This is a genomic window from Paranoxybacillus vitaminiphilus (assembly GCF_003259935.1).
Classification (GTDB): domain Bacteria; phylum Bacillota; class Bacilli; order Bacillales; family Anoxybacillaceae; genus Paranoxybacillus; species Paranoxybacillus vitaminiphilus.
This window is the reverse complement of the sequence record NZ_QLMH01000014.1, coordinates 40,944-66,483: the sequence shown is the minus strand read 5'-3', so window position 1 is coordinate 66,483 and position 25,540 is coordinate 40,944. Positions and strand designations below refer to the sequence as shown.

The 25,540-nt window shown below is 39.6% G+C and carries 25 protein-coding genes and 1 other annotated feature; of the genes, 9 read left to right on the top strand and 16 right to left on the bottom strand.

All coding sequences use genetic code 11. The features are described from left to right. Positions 1-93: 93 nt before the first annotated feature. On the bottom strand, positions 94-870 hold the full coding sequence (fabI, locus tag B0I26_RS13950) for an enoyl-ACP reductase FabI (protein WP_111646036.1): 777 nt from the start codon (positions 868-870) through the stop codon (positions 94-96). Positions 871-991: 121 nt separating this feature from the next. Beyond that, positions 992-2,365: a magnesium transporter gene (mgtE, locus tag B0I26_RS13945; protein ID WP_111646035.1), complete on the bottom strand. Its 1,374-nt coding sequence runs from the start codon at positions 2,363-2,365 to the stop codon at positions 992-994. Between the two features lie 178 nt (positions 2,366-2,543). On the opposite strand from mgtE, the gene B0I26_RS13940 reads away from it, so the two are divergent. Next, positions 2,544-3,722, top strand: coding sequence for an FtsW/RodA/SpoVE family cell cycle protein (locus B0I26_RS13940; protein WP_111646034.1), 1,179 nt, complete (start codon positions 2,544-2,546; stop codon positions 3,720-3,722). Between the two features lie 348 nt (positions 3,723-4,070). Beyond that, positions 4,071-4,808, top strand: coding sequence for a bis(5'-nucleosyl)-tetraphosphatase PrpE (prpE, locus tag B0I26_RS13935; protein WP_111646033.1), 738 nt, complete (start codon positions 4,071-4,073; stop codon positions 4,806-4,808). Between the two features lie 75 nt (positions 4,809-4,883). Here the strand turns inward: prpE and B0I26_RS13930 are convergent, their stop codons facing one another. Genes B0I26_RS13930 through B0I26_RS13915 form a run of 4 tightly spaced genes read right to left on the bottom strand, consistent with a single transcriptional unit; the run spans position 4,884 to position 7,677 of the window. Next, on the bottom strand, positions 4,884-5,798 hold the full coding sequence (locus tag B0I26_RS13930) for an RluA family pseudouridine synthase (protein WP_111646032.1): 915 nt from the start codon (positions 5,796-5,798) through the stop codon (positions 4,884-4,886). A gap of 24 nt (positions 5,799-5,822) precedes the next feature. Then, entirely contained in the window at positions 5,823-6,617 is a 795-nt protein-coding gene (locus B0I26_RS13925) for an NAD kinase (RefSeq protein ID WP_111646039.1), read from the bottom strand. Positions 6,618-6,640: 23 nt separating this feature from the next. Further along, positions 6,641-7,276, bottom strand: coding sequence for a GTP pyrophosphokinase (locus B0I26_RS13920; RefSeq protein WP_111646031.1), 636 nt, complete (start codon positions 7,274-7,276; stop codon positions 6,641-6,643). A 26-nt stretch (positions 7,277-7,302) separates the two neighbouring features. Beyond that, positions 7,303-7,677 carry a UPF0738 family protein gene (locus tag B0I26_RS13915; protein WP_111646030.1) on the bottom strand — a complete coding sequence of 125 codons (375 nt, stop codon included), beginning with the start codon at positions 7,675-7,677 and terminating at the stop codon, positions 7,303-7,305. Between the two features lie 130 nt (positions 7,678-7,807). Between B0I26_RS13915 and B0I26_RS13910 the strand changes: the two genes are divergently transcribed. The 5 genes from B0I26_RS13910 (at position 7,808) to B0I26_RS13890 (ending at position 11,186) form a co-directional block, all read left to right on the top strand. Further along, positions 7,808-8,398 carry a CYTH domain-containing protein gene (locus B0I26_RS13910; protein WP_111646029.1) on the top strand — a complete coding sequence of 197 codons (591 nt, stop codon included), beginning with the start codon at positions 7,808-7,810 and terminating at the stop codon, positions 8,396-8,398. Further along, the gene (locus tag B0I26_RS13905) at positions 8,395-8,994 is read left to right on the top strand and encodes a lytic transglycosylase domain-containing protein (protein ID WP_111646028.1); all 600 of its coding nucleotides are present in this window, start codon (positions 8,395-8,397) and stop codon (positions 8,992-8,994) included. The genes B0I26_RS13910 and B0I26_RS13905 overlap by 4 nt, the downstream gene beginning before the upstream one ends. Before the next feature lie 392 nt (positions 8,995-9,386). Then, a complete protein-coding gene (locus tag B0I26_RS13900) occupies positions 9,387-9,797 on the top strand; it encodes a globin domain-containing protein (RefSeq protein WP_111646027.1) in 411 nt (136 codons plus the stop codon). Then, entirely contained in the window at positions 9,794-10,687 is an 894-nt protein-coding gene (locus tag B0I26_RS13895) for a ClpXP adapter SpxH family protein (RefSeq protein WP_111646026.1), read from the top strand. Before B0I26_RS13900 ends, B0I26_RS13895 begins: the two co-directional genes overlap by 4 nt. A 319-nt stretch (positions 10,688-11,006) precedes the next feature. Beyond that, positions 11,007-11,186 (top strand): hypothetical protein, encoded by a 180-nt coding sequence (locus B0I26_RS13890; protein WP_111646025.1) that lies wholly within the window; start codon positions 11,007-11,009, stop codon positions 11,184-11,186. Positions 11,187-11,278: 92 nt separating this feature from the next. Here the strand turns inward: B0I26_RS13890 and pepF are convergent, their stop codons facing one another. The 4 genes from pepF to mecA all read right to left on the bottom strand — a co-directional run bounded on the left by pepF (position 11,279) and on the right by mecA (position 16,826). Continuing rightward, positions 11,279-13,093, bottom strand: a complete 1,815-nt coding sequence (gene pepF / locus B0I26_RS13885) for an oligoendopeptidase F (RefSeq protein ID WP_111646024.1) — start codon at positions 13,091-13,093, stop codon at positions 11,279-11,281. 72 nt (positions 13,094-13,165) lie between these two features. After that, the gene (locus B0I26_RS13880) at positions 13,166-14,356 is read right to left on the bottom strand and encodes a competence protein CoiA (RefSeq protein ID WP_181502913.1); all 1,191 of its coding nucleotides are present in this window, start codon (positions 14,354-14,356) and stop codon (positions 13,166-13,168) included. A gap of 117 nt (positions 14,357-14,473) precedes the next feature. After that, a complete protein-coding gene (cls, locus tag B0I26_RS13875; protein ID WP_111646022.1) occupies positions 14,474-15,985 on the bottom strand; it encodes a cardiolipin synthase in 1,512 nt (503 codons plus the stop codon). A gap of 163 nt (positions 15,986-16,148) precedes the next feature. Next, positions 16,149-16,826 carry an adaptor protein MecA gene (gene mecA / locus B0I26_RS13870; protein WP_111646021.1) on the bottom strand — a complete coding sequence of 226 codons (678 nt, stop codon included), beginning with the start codon at positions 16,824-16,826 and terminating at the stop codon, positions 16,149-16,151. Positions 16,827-17,041: 215 nt separating this feature from the next. Here mecA and B0I26_RS13865 point away from each other — a divergent pair, with 215 nt between their 5' ends. Beyond that, on the top strand, positions 17,042-17,707 hold the full coding sequence (locus B0I26_RS13865) for a TerC family protein (RefSeq protein ID WP_111646020.1): 666 nt from the start codon (positions 17,042-17,044) through the stop codon (positions 17,705-17,707). 43 nt (positions 17,708-17,750) lie between these two features. Here B0I26_RS13865 and spxA read toward each other — a convergent pair whose 3' ends face one another. Next, positions 17,751-18,149, bottom strand: a complete 399-nt coding sequence (gene spxA, locus B0I26_RS13860; RefSeq protein ID WP_111646019.1) for a transcriptional regulator SpxA — start codon at positions 18,147-18,149, stop codon at positions 17,751-17,753. A 417-nt stretch (positions 18,150-18,566) separates the two neighbouring features. Here spxA and B0I26_RS13855 point away from each other — a divergent pair, with 417 nt between their 5' ends. After that, positions 18,567-18,749, top strand: coding sequence for a hypothetical protein (locus tag B0I26_RS13855; protein WP_111646018.1), 183 nt, complete (start codon positions 18,567-18,569; stop codon positions 18,747-18,749). 209 nt (positions 18,750-18,958) lie between these two features. On the opposite strand, the gene B0I26_RS13850 is transcribed toward B0I26_RS13855, so the two are convergent. From B0I26_RS13850 to B0I26_RS13830, 5 genes are all read right to left on the bottom strand, one after another. After that, on the bottom strand, positions 18,959-19,897 hold the full coding sequence (locus tag B0I26_RS13850) for an ABC transporter ATP-binding protein (protein WP_111646017.1): 939 nt from the start codon (positions 19,895-19,897) through the stop codon (positions 18,959-18,961). A gap of 1 nt (position 19,898) precedes the next feature. Continuing rightward, a complete protein-coding gene (locus B0I26_RS13845) occupies positions 19,899-20,966 on the bottom strand; it encodes an ABC transporter ATP-binding protein (RefSeq protein ID WP_111646016.1) in 1,068 nt (355 codons plus the stop codon). A 10-nt stretch (positions 20,967-20,976) separates the two neighbouring features. Continuing rightward, positions 20,977-21,894, bottom strand: a complete 918-nt coding sequence (locus B0I26_RS13840; RefSeq protein WP_111646015.1) for an ABC transporter permease — start codon at positions 21,892-21,894, stop codon at positions 20,977-20,979. A gap of 2 nt (positions 21,895-21,896) precedes the next feature. Continuing rightward, a complete protein-coding gene (locus B0I26_RS13835) occupies positions 21,897-22,832 on the bottom strand; it encodes an ABC transporter permease (protein WP_111646014.1) in 936 nt (311 codons plus the stop codon). Between the two features lie 88 nt (positions 22,833-22,920). Beyond that, the gene (locus B0I26_RS13830) at positions 22,921-24,567 is read right to left on the bottom strand and encodes a peptide ABC transporter substrate-binding protein (protein WP_111646013.1); all 1,647 of its coding nucleotides are present in this window, start codon (positions 24,565-24,567) and stop codon (positions 22,921-22,923) included. A 725-nt stretch (positions 24,568-25,292) separates the two neighbouring features. Then, positions 25,293-25,529, top strand: a binding site (T-box leader). The last annotated feature ends 11 nt before the right edge of the window (positions 25,530-25,540 follow it).

The following is a 25,540-nucleotide window of genomic DNA, read 5'->3' as shown; positions in this document are numbered from 1 at the left end:
GCCAAATAACCTTCTCCCTCGAAGTGCAAGCACTTCTGCGGGCGAAGAACATTTGGCTTCGAGAGCTAATCGCGCCGCCTACGCTTTTCTTCATTATCTAGCTAAAATGTGGTATCCGGAATCAACATGAATGGTTTCGCCGGTAATGCCGCGCGATAAATCGCTGAATAAGAATAATGCCGTATCGCCTACTTCTTCCTGCGTTGTTGTGCGTCGCAACGGAGCACGTTCTTCAATTTCCTTTAAGATAGAGTTAAAGTCGCTGACACCTTTTGCGGATAATGTACGAATTGGTCCAGCGGAAATAGCATTAACACGAATTCCGTATTTTCCTAAGTCATTGGCTAAATATTTCACACTCGCTTCAAGTGAAGCTTTGGCAACTCCCATAACGTTATAGTTTTGTACAACACGCTCGCCGCCAAGATATGTAAGCGTCACAATGCTGCCGCCTTCTGTCATCAAATCTTTTGCCGCTCTTGCCACAGCTGTTAATGAATAAGAGCTAATATTATGCGCCAATAAAAATCCGTCACGGCTTACGTTCATATATTCGCCGCTCAAATCTTCCTTATTGGCAAACGCAATGCAGTGAGCCACACCGTGAATAACACCGACTTTTTCTTTAATTTCAGCAAAGCATTGAGTAATTTCCTCATCTTTTGTCACATCGCAAGGAAGTACAAGCGCTGTTTCATCTTCAAGCGTTGCCACTAATTCGCGAACACTTGCTTCGAAACGCTCGCCAGCATATGTAAAAATTAAACGAGCCCCGGCTGCATGCAATGAGCGGGCAATTCCCCAAGCAATGCTTCGTTTATTAGCTACACCCATCACAACATATGTCCGGCCTTTTAAAGATAAATTCATTTTGTCATCCTCCTAAAATATATTCTAACTTTTATTATTTGTTATTAGTACCAAGTGTTAATTTTATTATAGCAAAAAAACCCCTATGGCAAAATAGGGATTTTTTGAATATTCCAATGTTTTAAAGCAAATAGTTCATAAATATGGTCGCTAATCCAAAATAAATGAAAATGCTGATAATATCATTAATCGTTGTAATAAATGGTCCTGACGCCACAGCCGGATCGACCTTCAGCCTATACATAATCAGCGGAACAAGCGCCCCAGCAACCGTTGCCACCGTTAATGTAGCTAATAGCGAAAAACCGACAAGCAATCCTAAAAAAATATCATGTTTCCATAAATAAACAATGAGCGTAATCAATACACCGCAAGTTGTTCCAGTAATCAAGCCTGTTCCTGCTTCCCGGACAATCAGCTTCCATTTCCCCTCTTGTTCAAAATCCCCCGTCGCAAGACTTCTCACCGCCACCGCTAACGCTTGTGTTCCCGTATTTCCTGACATTCCGGCAATAAGCGGAATAAATACCGCAAGAATCGACACCTTCTCAAGCGTTTGCTCAAATCGTCCGATAAGGCTTGCTGTCATCATTCCTAAAAACAATAAAATAACAAGCCACGGCAATCTTTTTTTCGCCGCACTAAACGGATTCTTATCTCCGGAATCCATGTCCGTTACACCCGCTAATTTCGAATAATCATCTGATGCTTCTTCGGCGATGACATCAACAATATCATCAACCGTAATAATCCCGAGCAAATGTTTTGCGGAGTCTACAACAGGAATCGCTAAAAGATCATAATCGCTCATTTTGCGGGCCACTTCTTCTTGATCCTCATCAACAAGCGCAAACACAACTCGTTCGTTCATGATATCACAAATCATCGTATCATCATCGGAAACAAGCAAATCTCTCAAAGACAAAACACCGACAAGCCGCTTATCTTCATCGATGACGTAAAGATAGTAAATCGTCTCAGCATGCAGCGCTTCCCGTTTTAAAATTTGCATCGCCGACTGAACCGTCTCATTGGCATGAAGAGCGATATACTCCGTCGTCATAATGCTGCCGGCAGTATATTCTTTATAATGAAGCAAATCTTTTATTTCTTTTGCCGCTTCATCGCCCATAATCGTTAAATAATTAGCAACATCACTTTTATCGAGTTCATTTAAAATATCGACTGCATCATCGGTATACATGTAGGAAAGCATTTGCGCTGCAAAAGTAGGATCCATTTCCTTCAGGTAAATTTTATATTTCTGCTCTTCAATTTTTAATTGCTCGAAAATGGCGGCCATTTCTTTAGGTGACAGGTAATGATACATACGCAGACGAATGTCCTGTTCTTGTTTGACATAAAATTTTGCTTGGTCATATGGATGCAAATCTAAAAACAACCGACGGAACTCATCAATATTTTCATTTAAGAGCAAAGCGGTAATTTGTTCATACTCCCGCTTTTTTAATTGTTTTTCTAATAAGTTTCGCATGTCATCATTCCCTCCTCTCAATCATTAGTGCGCCGCCTTAATCATATTAACAAATCTTATCTCATTTGTAACGAAATAAGCAAGTTTTTCCGCTTGATTTAAACACTCCTCTTTGCAAAAATAATGTAATTAGCTAATATGGATATGGTAAAGCTGTTAATATGGAGATGGGTGAAAGATGGAAAACGATAAAACACCTCAACAAAAACTGGATTATAATTTGCTGTTTATTCTCTTTTTGATGGCGATTATTAGTGCAATTGCCATTGATAGCGCCGAGCCTTCCCTGCCGCTGAAGCTGCAAGAAGTGAACTTTGCGCAAAAGCAATTGATGTGGTACGGTGTCGGCGCATTTGTCATTGCAGCGACGATGATTATCGACTATGACCGCTTCTTTCAAATTGCTTGGTATTTGTACGGTTTTGGCATGCTGCTGCTGCTCGGGCTTGAGCTTGGAGTGCCGGGAACACAAACGATTAAAGGGGCAACGAGCTGGTATTCACTTGGTCCCCTTGGTAACTTCCAGCCGTCTGAATTGATGAAAATTTTTATGATTATTGTCCTTAGCCGCATTATTGTGAACCATAGAGAAAAAAATCCTAATCCGACGATTGAGGATGATTTTAAGCTGTTAGGAAAAATGGTTTTAGCGACGCTTCCGCCGCTACTGTTATTAATGAAACAGCCTGACTTAGGAATGTCAATGGTCTTTACGGCTATTCTCGGTTCTTTAATACTTGTTTCCGGCATTCGCTGGCGCATTATTTTCGGCATTATTTTCAGCGGTATTGTTGCTGCCGCTACATTAGTATTTATTTACTTTAAATTCCCAGATTTTTTCCATAAATACATTTTGAAGGAATATCAATTAGACCGTTTTTACGGTTGGCTGGCTCCATACGAGTATTCCAATGAGCAAGGCTTCCAATTAATCCGCTCCTTGCTTGCCATCGGTTCTGGTGAACTTTATGGAAAAGGATATCAAAATTTAGAAGTTTATCTCCCAGAAGCGCATACCGATTTTATTTTTGGAGTCATTGCCGAACAATTCGGTTTTATCGGTGCCAGCATCGTTATTTCTTTATTCTTCTTATTAGTTTATCGAATGATTCATACCGCTTTAGAAAGCCATGATTTATTCGGCAGTTATTTGTGCGCAGGAGTCATTGGCATGATTACGTTTCAAGTATTCCAAAACATCGGTATGACGATTGGACTTTTGCCGATCACAGGTTTGCCGCTGCCGTTTATCAGTTATGGAGGAAGTTCGCTCGCCACCTATATGATTGCAATCGGACTTGTTTTAAACGTCCGCTCGCGCACGAAAAAATTTATGTTTTCTTCCGAGCATCAATAAGAAGGCTGTCTCAAAAAACAAGGGTCAGAGCTCACAACACAATATATTAGGACCATCATATGGCATAAATGAACTGTATATTGTGAGACACACGTGAGGTCAGACCCTTATGAGACAGCCTTTTTTGTTTAGTAAAAACAAATTTCTGGTTCATTACCACAATGTGTGCTTGACAAACAATTCATTTTGTGTAATACATGTTACTATTCTTTATTTTATTTACTTTTATTACCATAATGATACCAGGCGGCCTTCTAACAAACTTCTGATGGAAAATCAACCACATTTTATAGTGATGAACCAAATTTCTGCTAAAAATGAAAATAAACGTTGAAAGTTGGTGAACTTATGAAAATAGATATTATTGGTGACATCCACGGCTGTTACAATGAATTGAAAGAACTGACAAAAAAACTCGGTTACGAGTGGAAAAATGATATTCCTGTTCATCCACAAGGACGAAAACTCGGTTTTGTTGGCGACTTAACCGACCGTGGTCCGCAGTCGTTAAAAGTAATTGAAACCGTGTATCGTCTTGTTAACAGCCACCTTGCTTACTATGTGCCGGGAAATCACTGCAACAAGCTGTATCGCTTTTTTCTCGGTCGAAATGTACAAATTACTCACGGTCTCGAAACAACGGTGGCGGAATACGAATCTTTATCTTCTGATAAGCAAGTAGAAATTCGGAAAAAATTTATGAAATTATACGAAAATGCTCCCCTCTATGAAGTGCTTGATCACGGAAAGCTTGTTATCGCTCATGCGGGCATTCGCGCTGACTATATAGGAAGATATGACAAAAAAGCACAGACATTTGTGCTGTACGGAGATATTACCGGGGAAACGAATCCCGACGGCACCCCTGTCCGCCGGGATTGGGCAAAGCATTATAAAGGACCGGCTTGGATTATATACGGACATACTCCAGTAAAAGAACCGCGCATCGTTAATCGAACAGTAAACATTGACACAGGATGCGTTTTTGGCGGAAAGTTAACAGCGCTGCGCTATCCGGAAATGGAAACCGTGTCCGTTCCGTCTACCATGCCTTTCATACGCGAAAAATTTAGAGAGTTTGCTTAACATAGAAAGGGGCTGACCCATAAGTCTCTGAGTTCAGCCCCAAACGATATATAAACATTATAGCCTATATATTGTCTAACACTTTGCATTTGGGTCAAGTTCTTGTTCAATCAGTCGTTTCATATCATCCGGAAGATCGGATTGAAAGCAATATTCTTTCTTTACAAACGGATGAAAAAACGAAAGCTCTTTGCTGTGTAATGCTTGACGTGATAATTTTTCCCTGCTTCCGCCATATAGTTCATCACCGACAAGCGGATGACCAATATGGCTCATATGAACACGAATTTGATGTGTCCGTCCCGTTTCTAACTGCAACGAAACATGCGTATAATGCTGCATGCGCTTTATGACTTGAAAGTGTGTCACTGCTCTTTGACCGTCTTCACGCACTTCCCTCTCAATAATGCTATCGCTTTTACGGCCGATTGGTGCATCAATCGTTCCTTTATCTTGAGTTAGCTGGCCATGACAAATCGCTTCATACCGCCGTTTGATTTGCCCCTTCTTTTGCAATTCTGACAGCAGATGATGGACATGGCGGTGCTTCGCAACTAGCAATAACCCAGAGGTGTCCCGGTCAAGTCGTGTAACAACATGAATGGTTGTTGGCAGCTGTTGTTGGTCATAATAAAAAAGCAAAGCATTGGCTAATGTTCCCGTTGGATGCTCTCGCGAAGGAATGGTAGACATAAACGGCGGCTTGTTTACGACAAGCAAATAGTCGTCCTCATAAATAATAGAAAGAGGAAGCGGCTGTGGAACCATATCGGCACTGCGTTGTTCTGGCGGAAAATGCACTTCAAGCACCTCACCTGCCCGCAGTACATGACGAACAGTAACGAACTTTCCGTTCACATAAATGCCGCCTCCGTGAAACTTAATATCTGTCAACGCTGTCCGCGAGATGTTTTGCTCCTTCAAAAACTCGCGGACAAGCTTCCCCTCGTCTTTTTCAGTAATATTCCAAGTTAACACAAACGACTTCAACTCTCTAATCCTTTCTGTTTCTTTCTAATCACAAATAAACGAATCACGGACGCGCTTCCAAAACGGAAACGGCCGGAAGCGGGCAAACCGAATTTTTTCATTGGCAACGCGGCATTGAATCGATTTCACATCTTTATGAAGCAAAGATAAATGATCCACCGTGATTTGAAAGTCCACATCGTTGACCGGCTTCAATAAACACGTATGATGAGCCGGAAGCACAAGCGGTGAGCCGATTGTTCGGAACACCCGATTGTTAATCGAGGCCATTTCAGCTACTTGAATCGCCGGCAGGGACGGATGCAAAATCGCCCCGCCCAGCGCTTTATTATAAGCCGTGCTTCCGGATGGTGTAGAAATGCAAAGTCCGTCACCGCGGAACGTCTCAAATAAATCTCCTTTAATTTCAACGTCCATCACAAGCGTTCCGCTCACGCTTTTTACTGTACATTCATTCAAGGCAAGGTATCTTGTTTCTTTTCCCCCGTCATTATAGCGAATAATGACCTCTAACAACGGATACTCTACGATTTGATAAGGAGTTTTCGCAATCGCAATGACAAGCTTTTCAATTTCATCAGGCACCCAGTCAGCATAAAAACCGAGATGGCCTGTATGTACACCGATAAACGCTGTTTTATCGAGACGGCTGCGGTAGCGGTGAAACGCATAAAGAAGCGTCCCATCTCCGCCGACAGAAATAACAAGATCCGGCTGATCTTCATCATATTCCAGTTCAAAATCTAATAAATACGTTTTCATTTTTTGCATTAACGTATTCGACATTGCGTCTCCTTTAGATGTAATCGCAAATTTCATTTTCCCATCCTTTTTCATCATCATCATTCCTCTTGCTTCGCTTCTTGTTTTCGTGAAAACACAGCTTGTGCTTCTTGAATCTCAAAACGAATCTTTGACATCTCCTCATCGAGAAGATAAGCTGCTTCCGCTGCACGCTGCAAACGCAGCTTAATGTCCTCTGGAAAGCGGCCGCTATATTTATAGTTTAAAGAATGCTCAATGGTCGCCCAAAAATTCATCGCAAGCGTCCGGATTTGAATCTCGACTAAAATTTTTTTCTCGCCATGAATCGTTTGCACAGGATAACGAATCACAACATGATACGAGCGATAACCGCTTTCTTTCTTTTGCGTAATATAATCCCGCTCTTCAACGATTTCAAAATCATTTCGTTTCCGCAACAGCTCTACAACCGTCTTGATGTCATCAACAAACTGGCACATCATTCTTAGCCCCGCAATATCTTGCATTTGTTCTTCAAGCTTATCGAGCGGAATGTTTTTCTTTTGCGCTTTATCAAGAATGCTTGCAACCGGCTTTACTCTTCCGGTCACAAACTCAATCGGTGAATGAACCCCTTGCATTTCAAACTGCGCCCGCATTCCTTTCAACTTTACTTTTAACTCCTCTACCGCTTGTTTGTAAGGAGCTAAAAATAAATCCCAATGTTTTGTCATGCAACCACCACCAACCATAAACAAGTTTATACGCGGAATACTTCTTTTACCGCTTTCTCCATCTCTTCTCCATAATTCGCATTGCCATCAATGTTTTCAATTAAGTATGTTAGTTCATCCGCCATTCCTGTAAGTTCCAGTAATACGGTTTCATCCTGCAGAAAAACAGGCAGATGAGCTTTCAATGCTTCGTTTAACTCCGGCCATAAAGAGTTGGGAATCGAAATGTAAATAAACTCATTATCCACCTCAATAATATATACAAACGCTAATTCATCCGAGTCAACCAACATATAATTTTTCGCCTTCGCCTCTTCGAGAGAAAAAGAGTGCGGTGCAGGGAATAATAACAACTTGTCATGTTGTCTTTCCGTTTTCTCAATCGTTATTTTTTTCCTCATAACTATCTCCTTCCACTAAACGAAACGATCCATATCTATTTTACCACATTACTCCTATGCACAATAAACCATTGATATTCATTCATAAACATTACATAATAGTTGTAGAAAGCACGAGAGGACGAAAGCAATGAAGCAAGAATTGGAAATTGAGTTTAAAAATTTGCTTACAAAAGAAGAATTTATGACACTTAAAGAAGCGTTCCAAGTTGCTGATGAAGAATTTATTTATCAAGAAAATCACTATTTTGATACGCAGCAATTTTCTTTAAAAGAAAAAGGAGCCGCTTTACGCATTCGCTTAAAAAACGGAACTTATACATTAACATTAAAACAGCCTCACAAAGAAGGGCTGCTCGAAACACATGAAATGCTTACGAAGGAAGAGGCCCATTCTCTTCTTCATGGACAAGCTATGCTGAAAGGAGAAGTGCGCGAGATCATAAAAGCTTTAGGAATTGAACCAGAACAAATTCAATATTTCGGCACCCTTTCCACCTACCGTGCCCAGTTCGACTATAAAGGCGGTGTTCTCGTGCTTGACCATAGCCATTATTTGCAAACCGATGACTATGAAATCGAATATGAAACAACGAATTTTACTTTAGGAAAACAAGTTTTTGAAGAATTGCTTCGTTCATTTAATATTCCGATTCGCAAAACCGATAATAAAATTAAACGGTTTTATTTAAAAAAATATCAAATTGAGGGAGAGCAATGAACGTTCAGTTAGCGAAAATGTTGATGGAATTGCAGGCGTTGCGCAGTTTTACGTCAAATTCAACGAAACCGAACAATACAAGCGAATCATTTTCCTTTCAAACTTTTTTATCAGAGATGTTAAACAGTGAGCTGAAAATAGCCAATTCACCAGAAACATCGACCGTAAATAAAACAACGCCACCGGCTTCTCTTTCCAAATCGAAAACCGGCGCCATACGCGAAGATATTGAGGTGATTATTGAGCAGACAGCCAAAAAATATCATATTGATTCCCGCTTAATTAAAGCCGTTATTCAACACGAATCGAACTTTAATCCATATGCACAGAGCCGCGCTGGCGCCGCCGGCTTAATGCAGCTCATGCCAAGTACAGCAAAAATGCTGGGTGTTCATAATATTTTTGATCCCGTTGAAAATATTGAAGGGGGAACAAAGTATTTAAGAAGCTTGCTCGACCGCTATAATGGAAATATTGCGCTTGCCCTTGCCGCTTACAATGCAGGTCCCGGAAACGTCGATAAATATGGCGGGATTCCTCCGTTTAAAGAAACGCAAGCGTATGTGAAAAAAGTGATGGACACATACTATTCATAACGAAAACCCGCTGTTTCAATTGAAGGCGGGTTTTCTGTTTATCTAGCTCTCTTCTTCTCGAAGCGCCAAGCACTTCTGCAGGCGAAGAACATTTGGCTTTGAGGGAGCTAGGATGGCGACATTTCGCCGTTGCCCACAGGACGTGGGCAGCCTTTAGGCGAAATTGAGCCGCCTCCGCTTTTTTTTGTCCAGCTTCGGCGGCTAGCTCTCTTCTGCCAAATAACCTTCCCCCTCGAAGTGTCAAGCACTTCTGCGGGTGAAGAACATTTGGCTTCGAGAGCTAAGCAAGCCGCCTCCGCTTTTTTTTTTTTGAGGCGCTTTATTTGAGATAAGCCATCGTGATTGTTAAAATAGCAGTACGTAATATTTATTTTCTAAAGGAGTTTTGGAATATGGCAAAGCAATTCGAGACACCTTATGAAGCGATTGGCGGAGAAGAAATGATTTCAAAGCTTGTCGAAGCTTTTTATAAACTTGTGGCAAGGCATCCGGATCTGGCGCCGATCTTCCCAAAAGACTTAACGGAAACAGCAAGAAAGCAGAAGCAGTTTTTAACACAATATTTAGGCGGACCGCCTCTCTATACGGAAGAGCATGGTCATCCAATGCTGCGGGCTCGCCATTTACCATTCGAAATTACACCTACACGGGCAAAAGCATGGCTTTCTTGTATGAGTGAAGCAATGGATGAAGTTGGTTTGTCCGGCCCCTTGCGTGAAGAGTTTTTTCAACGGCTTGTTTTAACAGCTCATCATATGGTTAATACACCAGACAATTCTACAGAGAAAGGAGTATTCACTTGAGCGACAAGTTAGCTGGGAAAGAGACAAACACTTGGCCGGCTTCCCAGCATTGCCGAAGCGAGAAAAAACCTTTAGAAATTTACTTATTTATCGATCCGCTATGCCCTGAATGTTGGGCACTTGAGCCAATCATTAAAAAGCTTTTTATTGAATACGGACGCTATTTTACTCTCAGATATGTATTAAGCGGAAAATTAGCAACGCTAAATGTAACGAAAAAACAAAAGTTTGAAAATATCGCGCAAACATGGGAGCGAACAGCAAGCCGCTCGAGAATGGCTTGTGACAGAAGTTTATCATTGGAAAATCCCATTTCTCCCCCTTACGCTGCCTCTATTGCCATTAAAGCCGCAGAGCTGCAAGGGAGGAGCGCAGGAATCCGGTTTTTAAGGAAATTGCAAGAAGTCGTTTTTTTAGAAAAACAAGATATTTCTAATCCAGCTATATTAATTGAATGTGCCAAAAGCGTTCAGCTCGATGTGGATGAATTTATGAAAGACCTTTACTCAAACAGTGCAGCCAAAGCATTTCAATGCGATTTAAAAATTACTTCAGAGATGGATGTTCATGAAATCCCTTCCCTTGTTTTCTTCAACGAAAATATCGAAGAGGAAGGCATAAAAATTTCCGGCTGTTATCCTTATGAAATCTATGTGGAGCTTATCCATGAAATGCTCGGATTTCTGCCTGAACCAGCTCCTCCACCACCGCTGGAGTCATTTTTAAGTTATTTTAATTTTGTCGCTACAAAAGAAATCGCGGTTGTCTATAATATGCCGCCAAATGAAGTCGAAAGGGAAATGAAAAAATTGCAGTTGAAACAAAAAGTAGAAAAAGTTCCAGTGAAATATGGAACATTTTGGCGATATATCTCCTGTGCAGATAAATAAAGAAAAAGACTCGGCAAATGCCGAGTCTTTTTCTCGTCATCAAGACAACAAAGGGGATGGGAGAAATTTTTCACGGTCAAACAAAGGGGTATAAGTTTGTTTGTTTGTGATTCCATTCACGTTATTATAATAGCAAACCTTTTTGAGTTTTGACAATAACTTTGTGTGATTGTTCACATTTTTGTCATAATTGATATTGATTATGAAATAGCAGCTCAACAATTGTTATAATCCAAGCGCCTAAGTGATCATGAATGAATTTTATGAACGATCATATAGTTAAAATATATGAAGAATGAAAACAATTTCGGAGGAGATTATGAAAAAACTCCCGCTCTTTTTTGCCGGATTAATGACGATCGTTTCTTTATTTTTCTATTTATTAGGACTTATGAAGCTTGTTCCACTCCTTATTGCAGCGCCACTATTATTTCTCTCCATCCTCTTTACACTATCGATATTAAATCATCGAAATCGCTTTAACGGATTTAAACACTAAAGCAAAGTGGCAGCCCCCCACAACGCATAACAATGGACAAAACGCTATATGTGAGAACATACATTTATGGGAGGCAACCCCTCTGTTTTTGCTTATGACAGAAGCTGTTCCATTTCTTCTAATTTTTGTGCAAACACCTTGCATGCTTCCTCAATCGGCTTCGCTGTCGTCATATCGACGCCCGCTTTTTTCAACACTTCAATTGGATAATCGGAGCTTCCCGCTTTTAAGAACTCGATATAACGCTTTACAGCCGGTTCTCCTTCCTCTAAAATTTGTTTGCTTAATGCGGTTGCCGCACTGAATCCTGTCGCATATTGGTAGACGTAGTAATTGTAATAAAAGTGCGGAATGCGCGCCCATTCTAAACCAATTTCTTCATCAATGACAATGTCATCACCGAAATACTTTTTATTTAAATCATAATAAATCGATGTCAACAAATCAGCCGTTAATGCTTCGCCTTCCTGCGCTTTTAGATGAATGATATGTTCAAACTCAGCAAACATCGTTTGCCGGAACACCGTGCCGCGGAAGGCTTCCAAATAATGATTCAACAAGTACAGACGTTTTTTCTCATCATCAATCGTTTTTAACAAATAATCATTTAACAGCGCCTCGTTGCACGTCGATGCTACTTCTGCGACGAAAATCGAATAATTTCCATATACATATGGCTGCGTTTTTCTTGTGTAATAGCTGTGTACAGAATGTCCAAATTCATGAGCGAGCGTAAACAAGTTGTTTACATTGTCCTGCCAGTTCATTAAGATATACGGATTTGTGCCATATGAACCTGATGAATACGCTCCGCTTCGTTTTCCTTTATTTTCATGGACATCGACCCAGCGGTTTTCAAAGCCTTCTTTGATGACATTCAAATAATCTTCACCAAGCGGAGCCAGTCCTTTTAACAAATACTCTTTTGCTTCTTCATATGTGACTTTCATGTTTACATTTTTCACAAGCGGTGTATATAAGTCATACATATGCAATTCGTCAACGCCTAATACTTTTTTACGTAAGCGGACATAGCGGTGTAGCAAATGCAAATTTTTATTAATCGTCTCGACGAGATTGTCGTACACGCTTTCCGGAATGTTATTGCTGCTTAATGCCGCTTCACGGGCTGATTTGTAATTGCGGACGCGCGCAAAGAAGTTGTCCTTTTTAACCGCCCCGTTTAATGTGCTCGCAAATGTGTTTTTATATTTGCCGTATGTTTCATAAACCGCTTTAAACGCATCACGGCGTACGCGGCGATCTTCGCTCTCAAGAAAACGGATATAGCGGCCGTGTGTCACCTCCACTTCGTCGCCGTTTTCATCAATAATCGTTGGAAATGTTAAATCGGCATTGTTCAACATCCCAAACGTATTGCTTGATGATGCCATTACTTCTGCCGCTTGAGCGAGCAGCGCCTCTTCTTTTGCCGATAAAACATGCCGGCGCTGGCGGTTGATTTCATCTAAAGCATGTTCATACAATCGCAATTCCGCGTTTTCTTCAAGAAACGTTTTTAGTTTATTTTCATCAATCGATAAAATTTCCGGAACGATAAACGACATCGCGCTTGCTGCTTCAGAATAAAGATTGGAAGCACGGTCGTTCAAACCTTGATAAAACGAATTCGTTGTATCTTGGTCATAGCGCATATGGGCATATGTATACAGCTTGCCTAGCCGCATCGATAATTCATCTTGATATTGAAGCGCCTCGTAAAGAACGTCTGCTGATTCGCCAAGTTTTCCTTGGTAGTTCAAAATGTTCGGAATCATTTTTTTCACTTCTTGAAACTCTTGTTCCCACGCTTCGTCGGTAGGAAAAATGTCTTCTAGTCTCCACGTGTCCTCAACAGGGATTTCGCTTCGGGAAGGAAGCGTTTTGACTGTTTTATTTTCTGCCATGCCGGCAAACCTCCTTTTCCTTTATGGATGCATTTAATAGTATTCTCGATTTTTTCGGAAATTCCCTCTAAACTAAAGGATAAAACCGCGTTTTTCGATTATTTTTAGCAACTCATAATCCATTTTGAGCGCTTCCTCAATCGTTTTTGGAACGGTAAACGGTTTGATTAGCTGAAAGGTCGTGCTATTCACTATTTTTATATATCCTAGTTGTACAAGCAATAATAAATACTCGTTAATCGCGCGAAAGTAGTGAAGCGGCAAGTTTCTTACTTTTAGTTTGCGAGTGCGCACCATTTGGCTGATGGATGAGTATACATCGCTAAAATAAAACATACCGTTTTTTTGCTTTTTCATCATAACAATGAATATATACGTCTGCCAAATAAACGGCGGTGTTTCAAATAAATAGCCATATTTAATTGGCAAACCTGCTTCAATCGGAAAAAGTGCGGGAACGATATTATGCTTATAAAAATACGTGCAAACGAGACGATTTTCTTTCGTTGGATAAAACGGAAACGTCAGCCGCCAGCGTTTTTTCTGCATGAACCATTCGTGCCAAAACATGCTTGGCAATGAAATAGAATCTATATGGAACAGTTTCTCGAATGACAGCCGTTCAACAGAATCGATAATAACCGTTGAGAAAGTGTTATAAACGGAAAAAGAGGCAAGAGGAACAATACGAAAAAATCGTTTTGTTTGCGGGCAATAATAAAGAATTAGGAGATGAGATGGAGGCAATGCCGGATGGGCAAACAGCCATTGAAAAGCGGAAAGTCTGAAAGAATAAGCAGAAGAGCGATGGAAACGATTCGCGCCGAGAATCCATAACGGCTTAATTCCTGCTTTTAAAAACGAAGCCGTCCGCTTTCGAAACAGTTCTTCACTTATTGTGGAACATTGATATTCGATAGCGTATGTTTTTCCTTTATACGAAAACAGCAAATCAGGGCGTTGCCGGATGGACTGCAAATACGGTTCAAGCTTTATCTCTAAACCTTGCCTTTTTAACCATTGAAACAAATCCGCTTTTCCTGCCAAATGATAAGAAGACTCTGTTTCATGTTCAATAGCACAAACAGCTTCCTTTCGATGGGCGAAATGTGTAATACGCTTTCTTCCTAATTTTAACACAACCTCATTTTTGCATACCGGACAAATAAACGTTTCTTTCTTCCGCAACCAATCAAGCTGCTCTATGCTCCAATCATCCAGCAAAGATATAGGTGAGCCGTTTTTTAACAAGGCAACAAGCAAAGCATCATCCTCCTTATACAATGAAATATTTAATACATTCGTTGCTCTCTCAAAAAGTCCTGCTTTTAACTAAAAAGGGCTTTCTCATAAGGGTTCGTCCCTTATAAGAAAGCCTCATTAAAGAAGCGGTGATAATAATCTTGCTGTCGATTCGACAATGCGAATCCAAATCGGACGCTTTTTAAACACATCATAGTCAATGAGTGTGGAATCTTCAATATCTTGAAGAAAATCACTGACAAGTGTTTTTGTGCTGTCTGTATGATATAAAAAGGCATTCACTTCAAAATTAAGATGAAAGCTCCGCATGTCCATATTGGCTGTCCCGATCGAAGCAAGCTCTCCATCGACGATAATAATTTTGCTGTGCAAAAAACCTTTCCCATACTCATAAATTTTCGCTCCGGCTTCAAGTAGCGCCGGAAAATACGAACGGGATGCGTAAAAAACGATTTTTTTATCGGGACGCTGCGGAACGAGAAGACGGACATCAATGCCGCTTAACGCCGCCACTTTTAAAGCTGTTAAAATATCTTCATCAGGAACAAAATATGGCGAAGCAATCCAAATCGATTTTTTTGCCGATGTAATCATTGCAAAAAATAAATGTTTAATGACTTCCCATTCGTTGTCCGGACCGCCGGCAATCAATTGAACGCCGCCCTGGCCACTGTTTTCGGCAAGCTTAGGTGATAAATAGTTCAGCGTTAATAACGTTTGCCCCGTCATATAATACCAATCCTGCAAAAAAATAAGCTGAAGCGTACGCACAGCTTCTCCTTTGAGCCATAGATGCGTATCGCGCCAAAATCCGAAATACTCATTTTTCCCTAAATACTCATCACCAATATTTAAGCCGCCGACAAAGCCGATTGTCCCGTCAATGACAATAATTTTCCGATGGTTGCGGAAATTAATTTTGTTATTTAAAAACGGCAGGCGGACAGGAGAAAAAGGAACCATTTCCACCCCTGCTTCCCGCAGCTCCTCAATATATGTATTGGAAAGTTTCCAGCTTCCAACGGCATCATAAAGAAACCGGACATGAACTCCTTTTTTTGCCTTGTCGATTAATATTTCCTTTAGCTCCTGTCCGACTTCATCATGCCTTACAATATAGTACTCTAAATGAATATGGTGGGTCGCTTTTTTTAACTCCTCAAAAATCGCCGCAAAAGTAGCTTCACCGTTTGTGAGTACTTTCGTTTCCGTAGCAAGTGAAATCGGGCTTTTTCCAAGACGATGTGCGAGACGAAGCAGAGGCTGTTGATGCTCACTTATATAATGGAGATCCTCAAATTGAAAATGGCGATTTCCTTCGAACTTTAAAAAAGCTTGCTCATCAAGTGCCGCTTTTTTCTTAAATAGCCGTTTTTTTCGATAATTTTGTCCGAACATTAAATAAAAGAAAAAGCCAAGCAGCGGAAAACTTCCAAGTACAACCAGCCACGTCAATGTTTGCGTTGGATGCCGGTTCTCTAAGGAAATCACAAATGCGATAAAAATAACCGAACAAGTAATTAAAAGGCTGAGAAAACCAAAAATCCAGCCTTCTAAGTAGTCTTTTGAAATGAAAAATAAAATGCCGATTAAAAAGATGAATATGAGAACTTGCAATGCGTTTCGCAACGATTTTCACCTAACCATTACATCAGATTCAATTCGCGGAAAAAAGGGCTGTCTAAAGCAAAAGGTCAGACCCTACAACCACAATATATCATACATCATGTTTGGTAATGACACGATATACGGTGAATGGTGTGCCAGGTCAGACCCTTATGGGACAGCCCTTTTATTTCAATGGAAAATGTTTTGCTAACGTCGCTAAAGCGTTTTCTTGAATAATCTCTTTTCCGTATTCTTCAAGACGATAAATCGTTAGCTGTGAATCCATTCCATATTCTAACAACAGACTTAACATATTATCAATTTCATGTTCTTCATAATCATCTTCATTAAATTCAACATATAAATAATAACGATTTTCGAACATGAATAAACGGTTGTTGAGATTTGTAAAATCGGCACGATGAGCTAAAGCAATCAAATCTTCAATATCCTTGAAATAAATTGTAAAATGAAGAGCTTCTTCATCCTCTTCCGGTAAAACTTCTACATCTTTCCCAACATTAAAATGCTGGTCAAGCAGCTCTTCGATTTTTTCATCTACCGGAAAATCTTTTATTTTATCTTCCGGAAGCGGAAGCTCAAGTTTGCTTCCATCTTTAGACAGCTGCGCTTTTGTTACTAACACTTCCAATCCTTTTTCCAGCGCTTGGACTTGAATCCAAAGCGGACCTTCAAGCGAAAAATCACCTTCGCTATGAACCTCGTCCATCATTTCCCAAAATAACTCTTCGCTTCGCTCACGGTTATACCAAATTTCTTCTCGATCAAAGCCGCGCTCCTCTATGTCAACATATGAGATGTAAAATTTAACAGTATGCTCATTAATACGCTCCATTTCCATACGAAAGACTCTCCCTTCCTGTTTATGAATGTTGAAGGGATTTTTACCCCCGAGCATATGCCTTATAACTAAAAGCATATGCCTTGTACTTCTATTTTATGATAAAACACGCGAGAAGGGAAATAAAAAAACCCCTAATTTAAAAATTTAGTGATGAAATTAGACATGTCCTACTATACTTTTGTTGAAATGAAAAATATGAGCGGAGGACGCGAATGATATATGAACATATTTCTTCTATATTAATCATAGTCGGCATTGATATTATTCTCGGCGGAGATAATGCAGTAGTCATTGCGATGGCAAGCCGCAATCTTCCCGAACGCCAGCGGAATCTTGCTATCATATTAGGGACAGCGCTGGCCATTATCGTTCGCATTATTTTGACAGCTGCAGTTGTTTATTTGTTAAAAGTTCCATTTTTACAGTTAGTTGGCGGCATGATCTTGCTTTTTATTTCATTGAAGCTTCTTATTGCAAAAGAAGAAAATGCTGCTGTTATAAAACCTAGAGCTACACTTTGGCGGGCAGTGCAAACGATTGTAACAGCAGATATTGCGATGGGATTAGATAATGTGATTGCGATTGCCGGTGCAGCTCATGGCAATACTTTTCTTGTCATCTTTGGTTTTCTTATCTCTGTTCCTATTATTATTTTTGGCAGTAAAGTCATTCTTCATTGGATGGAACGTTATCCTATCCTCGTTTATATCGGGGCAGCTATTTTAGCTTACACATCGGGAAAAATGATGACAAATGAACAGCGAATCCAATATATATATGACCAATTTACCTTTTTCAAATCCATTCTGCCAATTCTCACCATCATTATTGTTATTTTTCTTGGAAGCATTTTAAACCGCCGGGCAGAAACACATTAACCAAATAAAAAACTTCTACATGGAAAAACCATGTAGAAGCCTTTTATTGGTTAACAAGCCGCTGTGCTTGACGAAGATGGTAAGTGCGCACTTTTCTCGGCAGAAAACGGCGTATCTCATCTTCGTTGTAGCCTACTTGCAGGCGCTTCTCATCAATGATAATCGGTCTTCGCAAAAGCCCCGGATTTTGCCGAATCACTTCATACAAATCTTGCAACGGCATCGATTCAACATTTATATTAAGCTGTTGAAAAATTTTAGAACGTGTGGAAATAATCTCATCTGTTCCATTTTCTGTCATACGAAGAATTTCTTTAATCTCTTCAATCGTTAATGGTTCAGCAAAAATGTTTCGTTCAACATAAGGAATATTATGTTTCTCTAACCATGCCTTTGCTTTCCGGCATGACGTACAACTTGGTGAAGTATACAATGTTACCATAACTCGGCTTCACTCCCTTAACAGGATCGAAATATATATCGATAAAAAGCAGTCAATCTCTATGCTAGCAAAGACTAGAAGCGGTGATTAAAAAACGTATTAATTTGAAATTACTTTAATTTTATATTGTATATTATACAACAAATTTGTTTAGAAAGATATATTTTTTCTAACTTTATCACAAAACAGATTGAAACATGATTGCCATCCCCTTCATCGCTACTTCTCCTGTAAACGTTGAAAAAATTCATATTTAAATTCAGAAATATGCGAAAAGCGAAAAAACATTATTACCCTCGATACAACAGAACAAACAAGGAAAGCGGTTGTAGAATAATCTAAACTATTTCTTTCAATTAGAAGAAAAATCTTCTAAAATAGAAGTAGAAGAAATGGTTGACAACGGAGGGGATACGGGTGACACAATATTTTATCGATCTTACAATCGTTGCACTGTTCGTAATCGGTATGACTGCCATGATGGGAGTGCTTGTTAACGGTATCGGCCAAAAACTATTCGGCGGTTCCAACCGCATGGAAAACGTAAACCAAACCGAAAAAACACAAACAGGCTGGAAACTAGTTGGCGGTAAGAAATAAGATAATAAAACGGCTGAACATGGAAAAGAAAAGCTAACTTTCATTTAAGCTGGCTCATAAACTTTTTGTTGACTAAACATGTTCTGCCAACAAAATAAGTTAAAACAGCAATAAGTCCATGTTTAGACAGCTGCCGCTTCTTACTACAAGCTTATAAAAAGAAAAGGGCTTCCCCTCCAGTAGATGTTCTACTTTCGGGACAGCCCTTTTTACGTATACATTGCTTTATATTGTTTATATTCCGCTTCAGAACATAAAACGAAATGTCCCGGCGTAATTTCGCGGAGGCTAAGCTCTTCCCCTTCTTTATAATTGTGTTGCGATGGATCGTATACAATACGCTTGCGGACACGTTCTGTTTCCGGATCCGGCAATGGAATCGCAGACAACAGCGCTTTTGTATATGGATGAATCGGGTTGCGATATAACTCTTCTGCATCTGCCAATTCCACTAATTTTCCGAAATACATGACACCAATTCGATCACTTATATATTTTACCATTGAAAGATCGTGGGCAATAAATAAGTATGTTAACCCTTTCTCACGCTGCAGTTTTTTCATTAAGTTAACAACCTGCGCCTGAATAGACACGTCTAAGGCAGAAATCGGTTCATCGGCGATAATGAATTCCGGTTCCACCGCTAATGCGCGGGCGATCCCGATACGTTGACGCTGACCTCCGGAAAATTCGTGAGGATAGCGGTTCGCATGCTCTTTATTTAATCCAACGGTTTCAAGCAGCTCATACACTCTTTGCATGCGCTCTTCTTTCGTTTTCGCAAGACCATGAATGTCAATTCCCTCGGCAATAATATCCGCTACGGTCATACGTGGATTTAACGATGCATACGGGTCTTGGAAAATCATTTGCATTTTTCGCTTCAATGTTTTTAATTCTTTTGCCGATTTTTTGGCGTGCACATTCACACCATTAAAAAGCACTTCTCCTTCCGTTGCCTTGTACAATCCAATAATCGTCCGTCCTGTTGTTGATTTACCGCAGCCGGATTCCCCTACTAGTCCAAGTGTCTCACCTTTGTAAATATCAAAGGTTAAGCCATCCACTGCTTTAATAACGTTACCTTTTCCTACATTAAAATATTGCTTTAAATTTTTTATTTCAATTAGTTTTTGTTTTTCTGCCATTTTACTCACTCTCCTTTACAATGACTGGTTGCGGGTAGTTAGAGGAGAGCTTACGCAAGCGTTTTTTTACTGCTTCAGGCGGCTCTACTTTTGGTGCATCCGGATGAAGCAGCCATGTCGCTGCGTAATGTGTATCCGAAATTTTAAACATCGGCGGCTCGAGCTCAAAATCAATTTTCATTGCGTATGGATTCCGCGGAGCAAATGCATCTCCTTTTGGCGGATTCGTTAAATCTGGAGGTGAGCCGGGAATCGCCGCTAATTCTGCTTTATCGTCACTGTCAAGACTTGGCATCGAAGCAAGCAGCCCCCATGTATAAGGATGTCTTGGATCGTAGAAAATTTCATCAACCGTACCCATTTCAACGATTTTTCCCGCATACATAACAGCCACACGATCAGCTACGTTTGCTACTACCCCTAAGTCATGGGTGATAAAGATAATGGACGTCCCTGTTTTCTTCTGTAAATCTTTCATTAATTCTAAAATTTGCGCCTGAATCGTTACGTCCAATGCCGTTGTCGGTTCATCGGCGATTAATAGCTTCGGATTTGAAGCTAAGGCAACCGCGATCATGGCACGTTGTCTCATTCCCCCGGAAAACTCGTGGGGATATTGATTTACACGTTTTTCCGGCATCGGAATGCCAACAAGGCGTAATAATTCAATGGCACGTTCTTTTGCAGCTGATTTGGACATTTTCAAATGTTTCATTAAAACTTCCATAATTTGCTGTCCAACTTTCATCGTTGGGTTTAACGATGTCATCGGATCCTGGAAAATCATACCGATATCTTTTCCGCGAATCTGTTCCATTTCTTTATCCGTTTTCTTTACAAGGTCTTCACCGTTAAAGATAATTTGGCCATTTTTGATTTTCCCAGGCGGCGTTGGAATAAGACGCATAATCGTTTGAGAAGTCACACTTTTTCCTGAGCCTGATTCACCAACAATCGCTAATGTTTCTCCTTTATTTAAATGAAAGCTTACACCTCGAACCGCTTGCACTTCTCCGCCATATGTTTGGAATGAGACTTCTAAATCTTTTACTTCCAATAATTTTTCCATGTTCTCACCCTTACTTACGTAATCTTGGATCTAATGCATCCCGTAATCCATCTCCAACTACATTAAACGCAAAAATCGTTAAGCAAATAAACGTAGCCGGGAAGAATAAACGCCATGGATAATATTGCAATGCTTGTACTCCTTCTGAAGCCATTGTTCCCCAGCTTGCTAAAGGCTGTGGAACGCCTAAACCTAAATAGCTTAAAAAGGCTTCTGTAAAAATGGCGCCAGGAATAGTTAATGTCATCGTAACAAGAATCGAACCCATCGCATTTGGAATTAAATGTTTAAACATAATTCTTGCTGTACTCGCGCCAAGCGTTTGGGATGCCATGACATATTCCTGATTTTTCAGCTGCAGCACTTGTCCGCGAACAATCCGGGCCATGTTCACCCATCCGGTAATCGTCATAGCAAGGATCATGGTTCCTAAGCCTTGTCCTAAAATAACCATTAATATGATTACTAAAAGCAAGTATGGAACCCCATATAAAATATCAGCAATACGCATCATTATTTCATCTGTTTTACCGCCGCGATAACCTGCAATGCCGCCCCAAAGCACGCCAATAACTAAATCGATAAGCGCTGCTGACAAGCCGATAAATAAAGAAATGCGGGCCCCATACCATGTACGTGCAAATATATCACGTCCAAGCTCATCAGTGCCGAACCAATGTTCAGAAGATGGCGGTTGATTCGTATTCATTAAGTCATTCGTGGCATAGTCATATTTTGTCATATATGGACCAAAAATGGCCATGAACACTAAAATAATTAATAAAATCAATCCAAACATCGCTAACTTATTTTTCCGGAAACGTATGGAAACATCTTTCCAAAATGACAAGCTTGGTTTTGATATTTTTTCGGCTTCCCTAGTATCTGCTATCGCCGGCTGAAACATCTCTTTAGGAATTTGCTGCATGATTACTCTCCTTTCTTGCCACCAGCTAGTTTAATACGCGGATCAATAAAGCCATAGGCAATATCAACTAGAAGAACAGCCAGTAATAAAAGAATGCTGTAAAACACCGTGACTCCCATAATCGTTGTATAGTCACGGTTCGTAATGCTTGTTACAAAGTGGCTTCCAAGACCAGGGATACCAAAGATTTTTTCGATGACAAAGCTACCCGTTAAAACTTGTGCAGACAAAGGTCCAAGATATGTTACAACGGGCAATAATGCATTGCGGATCGCATGTTTCACTGTAATTTGTCCTCTTGAAAGCCCTTTTGCTTTCGCTGTTCGAATATAATCATTGCCCAATACTTCCAACATACTTGAGCGAGTTAAACGGGCAATAAATGCCGTCAGCGTCGCTGCAAGAGCAAGTGCCGGTAAAACCGTGTGCTGTAAAGATTCCCAACGCGCAACCGGAAACCATCCCAATTTAATCGCTAAAAAATATTGTAAGATCGAGGCCATAATGAAACTTGGAACGGATATTCCGAGAACAGCAAAAACCATCGCGCCGTAATCCTGCCATTTATTATGATTTAATGCAGCAATAATACCAAGTAAAACCCCGATACTTACAGCTAATAATAAAGCTTCCATACCAAGGAAAAATGAAACCGGAAACCCCTCTTCAATCAAATCATTCACCGTTTGTCCTTTATATTTAAAAGATGGACCGAAATCCCACTTCGCAATAGAAACTAAATAATTAAAATATTGATGATACCAAGGGAGATCTAATCCATAAAATTCATTTAAATTTTTTTCAATTTCCGGCGGAATTTGTTTCTCACTCGTGAACGGTCCTCCCGGAGCAGCTCTCATTAAAAAGAAGGTAGCTGTAACAATTAAAAATAAAGACAGAAGCATGTAAAGCAACCGTTTGCTTATATACCTTAACAAATTCCCTGCACCTCCACTTTTTTACAAAGATCCTTAACGAGCAATGAAGGTATATGAGTATTACCCCATATACCTTCATTCTTTAGCATTATTCAAAATATGCCCATTTAAACTGAACATCGCCAAGACCTGACATTTCTACATCTTTTAAGTTATCTTTTTGAACCCAAGTATTTGTATAGAAAAAGATCGGCGCAATTGGCATCTCATCCATTAAGATTGTTTCAGCTTCTTTTAGCATTTCTTTACGTTTTTCAGAATCTGTTTCCTTTTGAGAATCGATTAACAATTGTTTATATTCTGGGTTTTCCCAGTTTGTATTATTGTTACCGCCTTTTTTGTCGCGGTATAACTCTAAGAAGTTAATTGGATCGTTAAAGTCGCCTAACCAGCCCATACGGCCGATTTGGAAATCTCCAGAGTGCAGTTTGTCAATATAAACTGCCCATTCAGCATTTTCAAGTTTTACTTCAATACCTAAGTTTTTCTTCCACATATCTTGAATGGCTTGGGCAATTTTTGCATGTTTATCGTCCGTATTAAACGATAATGTAATTGGCGGTAAATCTTTTACATCTTTCAAGCCAAGCTCTTCAAGACCTTTTTTCAAGTATTCTTTTGCTTTTTCAACATCATTATCTTTAAAGTAGCCTTTTTCGTTCTCCGGGAACATGGTTGGTGGTACAGCAGCCATAGCCGGAATTTCTCCGCCTTTTGCTACGTTTTCAACAATTGCTTTACGGTTGATGGCATATGCAAGAGCCTTACGAATGTTGACGTTGTTTAATGGCGGTTTTTCTGTATTAAATTTATACCAGTAAACACCCGCAATTGGTTGAACGTTTAATTTTCCTTCCTCTTTTAATTTTGGTAAAGAGTCAGGCGGCAATTGACCTGTAGGCATACCTGCCCAATCCAGCTCGCCATTATTAAACATGGAAAGCTCTGTGTTCGTGTCATTGACCATAACCATTTCAATTTTTTCAAGTTTTACGCTGTTAGCATCCCAGTAATTTTCGTTCTTTTCAAGAACGATTTTATTATTATGTTCCCAGCTAACCATCTTGAATGGTCCGTTAGAAGTGTACTGGTCGCCAGCATTTGTATACCATTTTGGATTTTGTTGAGCCATTTTGCTGTTGACCGGATAATAAGTGTAGAATGCTGTTAATTCTAAGAAATAAGGTGTTGGGCTCTCAAGCGTAACTTGCAGCGTTTTGTCGTCGATTGCTTTCACACCAACATCTTCCGCTTTTGCTTTTCCTTCGTTAAATGCTTGGGCATTTTTAATGTAGTAAAGTTGATAAGCATATTGTGCCTGGTTTTTTGGATCGAGTGCCCATTTCCACGCGTATTCGAAGTCTTTTGCGGTAACCGGGTCCCCATTTGTCCATTTGGCATCACGCAATTTGAATGTGTATGTTTTCAAATCCTTAGAAACTTCATAGCTTTCTGCCATCGCTAACTCAGGTTTGCCATCCTTAATCCGAGTTAATCCTTCAAATGTTTGGTTCAATACGCTGCCAGAAACGGAATCATTAGCTAAACCCGGGTTTAGTGAGAATGGCTCTGTTTTAATGTTAATACGCAATTCTTGTGGCACATCGGCCGTTTTGTCTCCATCTTTTCCTTTATCACCAGCAGATTCTTCCTTCTTCTGGAAACCTCCACATGCAGAAAGGAAAAGACTTAAGACTAGCATTAGGCTAAAAAGAAATGAAACTCTCTTCTTCAATGGATTTCCCCCCTTAGAGTACTTTTTATTATTAAAAGCTCCACGTAGAACGCAGAACTTTTATACCGTATTGAGCGAATGCTGCTACATAATGATTTTCAAAACTTAAAAATTGTTTTTATTGTCTTTTTCGAAAAATATTATTTCAGAATTTTATTATACGTTCTGATTTATCAGAAGATTCCGTTTGTGATTTTGATTATAAAATATATTAAAATATATTAGAAAAGAATTTTTTACAATTTTTTAAATTTAAATCTTCTGAATTTTTAGTTTATGTTTTTTCTGATATAATGATTTTTGATACAATTACTTAAAATTTTATAAGTTTTTTTTGCAAATGTAAATAAAAAATTTACAAAACGAAAAATTAAACCGCTTACATTTGTATTTTTGTTTCATTTCATCAAATTATTAACAAATATATATATTTTTCAATTCTGAATTTATCGAATTAACAAAAATTTTTTTGGAATAATTTACAAAATAATTATATATATTTTAATAAAAAATATACAGACATACCCTTTCTTAGAAATTATAGTAAGTTAACTAACAAAGGAGACACGCATTATGATTCCCAATTGAGGCAGCAAACATGCAAAAATATTCTTCAAATGTCTCCATTGGAAGCGGTTTAAAGTACTTGCTTGTTTTTGAATCATTGTATTTATACGCTAAGCTTGCATTTTAAAAACATTTACTTTAGAATATTTAGCAAAAATATGCATGCGATGAGAAAGAATAGTACATATTGCGATGCATTCAGAGAGCTTGTGGTTGGTGCGAACAAGTGGCTAGCAATATGGAATGGGCTTTCGAGCATTCAAGCTGAACGGCAAGTAGGCTTGGACGTCCGCCTTACGTTACAAAGGTGCCATGTTTTGCAATAAACATGGATTGAGTGATTGTACTTATGGTACAATAACTAGGGTGGCAACGCGGTCCCAATCGTCCCTAACTGTTATAGGAG